At 65.1% G+C, this 3559-nt stretch carries 3 protein-coding genes and 1 pseudogene; 1 reads left to right on the top strand and 3 read right to left on the bottom strand.

Features of this window, described 5'->3' with window-relative positions:
- The coding region (locus LQV45_RS20945; protein WP_230008663.1) for an SRPBCC family protein at nucleotides 1-408 on the top strand (408 nt) is incomplete at its 5' end.
- A gap of 182 nt (nucleotides 409-590) precedes the next feature.
- On the opposite strand, the gene sucD is transcribed toward LQV45_RS20945, so the two are convergent.
- The 3 genes and pseudogenes from sucD to LQV45_RS20930 all read right to left on the bottom strand — a co-directional run.
- Nucleotides 591-1493 (bottom strand): succinate--CoA ligase subunit alpha, encoded by a 903-nt coding sequence (gene sucD, locus LQV45_RS20940; RefSeq protein ID WP_028275595.1) that lies wholly within the window; start codon nucleotides 1491-1493, stop codon nucleotides 591-593.
- 12 nt (nucleotides 1494-1505) lie between these two features.
- On the bottom strand, nucleotides 1506-2675 hold the full coding sequence (gene sucC, locus LQV45_RS20935; protein WP_018776032.1) for an ADP-forming succinate--CoA ligase subunit beta: 1170 nt from the start codon (nucleotides 2673-2675) through the stop codon (nucleotides 1506-1508).
- Between the two features lie 394 nt (nucleotides 2676-3069).
- Nucleotides 3070-3559, bottom strand: a pseudogene (locus LQV45_RS20930) (ATP-dependent DNA helicase PcrA); the annotation flags it as partial.

Here is a 3559-nt window from a genome sequence, read left to right as displayed (position 1 = left end):
TTGTCCGAGGTGTTCCGGGCGCATAAGGATCCCGAGCTCGTCGCCCAGTGGCTTGGCCCGCGGCGGCTGACTATGGCTGTTGACCACTACGACTTCAGGACCGGCGGCAGCTACCGCTACACCCACACCGCGCCGGACGGCAGCGCATATGGTTTCACCGGTGTCTTCCACACTGTCCGCGAGAATGACTTCGCCATCCAGACCTTCGAATTCGATGGCTACCCGGACGTGGTGAGCATTGAGTCCCTGACCTTCGAGGACCTGGGCGGCGGCCGTTCGCGGCTCAGCGGCCACGCGGTCTACCCCAGCATGGAGGCCCGCGACGGCATGGCGCAGTCCGGAATGGAGGGCGGCATGACCGAAGCCTACGAACAGCTCGAGGAAGTCCTCAGCGGGGCCAAGGTCTAGGATCTCGGGCTCGTAAAGAGTACGACGGCGGCAGGTCACCTCCCGGGGAAGATGGCCTGCCGCCGTCGTACTTAAAGAAACAACGCGGGGTCACTCCGGCCCATCCCACCGAGTGGAATGGGCCGTAAGTGACCCCGCGTTGCTGTATTGCAGTGGTGCTTATTTGCCGTGGCGCTTGGGACCTAGAGGGTCGCGAAGACCTCGCGCAGGAGCTTGGCGGTCTCGGACGGCGTCTTGCCGACCTTGACACCGGCAGCCTCGAGGGCTTCCTTCTTGGCCTGGGCGGTGCCCGCGGAACCCGAGACGATGGCGCCGGCGTGGCCCATGGTCTTGCCTTCCGGAGCGGTGAAGCCGGCCACATAGCCAACAACCGGCTTCGTGACGTGGGCCTTGATGTAGTCGGCGGCACGCTCTTCGGCGTCGCCACCGATTTCGCCGATCATGACGATCGCCTTGGTCTCCGGGTCAGCCTCGAAGGCCTCGAGGGCATCGATGTGGGTGGTGCCGATGACCGGGTCGCCGCCGATGCCGATGGCGGTGGAGAAGCCGAGGTCGCGCAGCTCGTACATCATCTGGTAAGTCAGGGTGCCCGACTTGGAGACAAGGCCGATGGGGCCCTTGCCCGTGATGTTGGCCGGGGTGATGCCGACGAGGGCCTCACCCGGGGTGATGATGCCGGGGCAGTTCGGTCCGATGATGCGGGTGACCTGCTTGCCGTTGGCGTCCACCTTGGACTGGGCCAGTGCCCAGAACTCGGCGGAGTCCTGGACCGGCACGCCTTCGGTGATGACGACGACGAGGCCGATGCCGGCCTCGATGGCTTCAACGACGGCGTCCTTGGTGAAGGCCGGCGGCACGAAGACGATGGAAACGTCAGCGCCGGTCTCGGCCATGGCTTCCTTGACGGTGCCGAAGACGGTGATCTCGGCGTCGCCGTGCAGGACCGTGGTGCCGGCCTTGCGGGCGTTGACGCCGCCCACAACGTTGGTGCCGGCCTTGAGCATCAGGGCGGTGTGCTTGGTGCCTTCGCCGCCGGTGATGCCCTGGACGATGACCTTGGAGTCCTTGTTCAAATAAATAGACATAGTCGAGTCCCTCTACTTCGCTGCGTTGGCGAGCTCGGCAGCCTTGTCGGCGCCCTCGTCCATGGTGGCGGCCAGGGTAACCAGCGGGTGGTTGGCCTCGGCCAGGATGCGGCGGCCTTCCTCAACGTTGTTGCCGTCGAGGCGGACTACCAGCGGCTTGTTCGCGGAGTGGCCCAGCTCGGCCAGTGCACCGACGATGCCCTTGGCGACGGCGTCACAGGCGGTGATGCCGCCGAAGACGTTGACGAAGACGGACTTGACCTGCGGGTCGCCCAGGATGACGTCGAGGCCTGCTGCCATGACCTCGGCGGAAGCTCCACCGCCGATGTCCAGGAAGTTCGCGGGCTTGACGTTGCCGTGGTTCTCGCCGGCGTAAGCAACGACGTCGAGGGTGGACATGACCAGGCCGGCACCGTTACCGATGATGCCGACTTCGCCGTCCAGCTTGACGTAGTTGAGGTCCTGCGCCTTGGCCTTGGCCTCGAGCGGGTCAGCAGCGTCCTTGTCTTCAAGGTGGGCGTGCTTGGGGTGGCGGAAGTCGGCGTTCTCGTCGAGGGAGACCTTGCCGTCAAGGGCAACGATGTCGCCGGCGCCGGTCAGGACCAGCGGGTTGACCTCCACAAGAGTGGCGTCTTCCTTCTTGAAAACGTCCCAGAGCTTCAGGATTACGCTGGCGACCTTGCCACGCAGTTCCTCGGCGAAGCCTGCCGCGGCGACGATTTCGTCGGCCTTGGCCTGGTCGATGCCCACGGCCGGGTCGATCGAGATCTTGGCCAGGGCCTCGGGGCGCTCAACGGCGAGCTGCTCGATTTCCATGCCGCCTTCAACCGAGCACATGGCCAGGTAGTTGCGGTTGGCCCGGTCCAGAAGGACGGAGAAGTAGTATTCCTCGGCGATGTCTGCACCCTGGGCGATCATCACCCGGTGCACGGTGTGGCCCTTGATGTCCATCCCGAGGATGTTGGTGGAGTGTTCAAACGCTTCGTCAGCGGTCTTCGCGACCTTGACGCCGCCGGCCTTGCCGCGGCCTCCGGCCTTGACCTGCGCCTTTACGACAGTTACGCCGCCGATTTTCTCGGCAGCTGCCTTTGCTTCTTCAGGGGTGTGCGCCACGATGCCAGCAAGCACGGGTACACCGTGCGCCTCGAACATATCGCGCGCCTGATATTCAAACAGGTCCACGGTTTAGTGTCCTTCTACGTCGAAGTAGTTTCTGTACAGCCGGACCCCACGTACTCGCGGTTACCGGGCTGCGGAATAAACGCACCCTGCGACAAGCTTGGAAACGAGCCACACGGCGCAATGCTCCTTTGGGAACTCTAGTCCTTCGATCGGACCAGCCCGTTCCAGAGTACCGGTTATGTGAGTAAGGACACTATTCTATGGAGCGTAGAAAAACCGCTAGATTACGGGGTTTTTGGGGTGTCCGACGGCGCTCCGAAGGCCGGCGCGGCCGTGCCAGACCCGCGTTCGTAAAGTACGGCGAACGCCCGTGCATCCGGCTGCACGGGGTGCTGGCGGACCGGTCTCCGGACTCCCGCCGGGTCTTCAGCCAAACGTCCAGCTACGCGGTCAGTTAGGCGTCCAGCTTGGTCAGCGGCGCGTAGCGCAGCAGCAGCCGCTTCTCGCCGACGTCGAACTTGACCTTGGCGACCGTCTTGTCCCCGGCGCCCTCCACCGCCAGGACGGTGCCGTTGCCGAAGCTGGTGTGGTTGACCTTGTCCCCCACGCTGACGGCGACAACTTCCTTCTGCGGCTGGACCCTGTTCTTGGCCACCGCGGCGGGAACGTCGGCGTTGAAGCCGGCGGACGGGCTGGCCGCGGCGCCGCGGGCTGTCCCGGCACCCCAGAACGATCCGCCGTAGCGGCTGGACCCGATCCCGGCACCGCTCCCCCAGCCTCCGCTCTGGCGGCTGGCGCCGTCGCGCTTCCACTCGACGAGCTCGGCCGGGATCTCCTCGATGAACTGGCTCGCGGGGTTGTACTGGCTCTGGCCCCACATGCTGCGGACCTCGGACCTGGTCAGGTAGAGACGCTTACGGGCACGGGTCAGCCCCACGTAGGCC

This window comes from Microbacterium sp. Bi128 (genome assembly GCF_918698205.1).
Note: the sequence above shows the minus strand (reverse complement) of the source record. Positions and strands in the feature narration are given on the sequence as shown.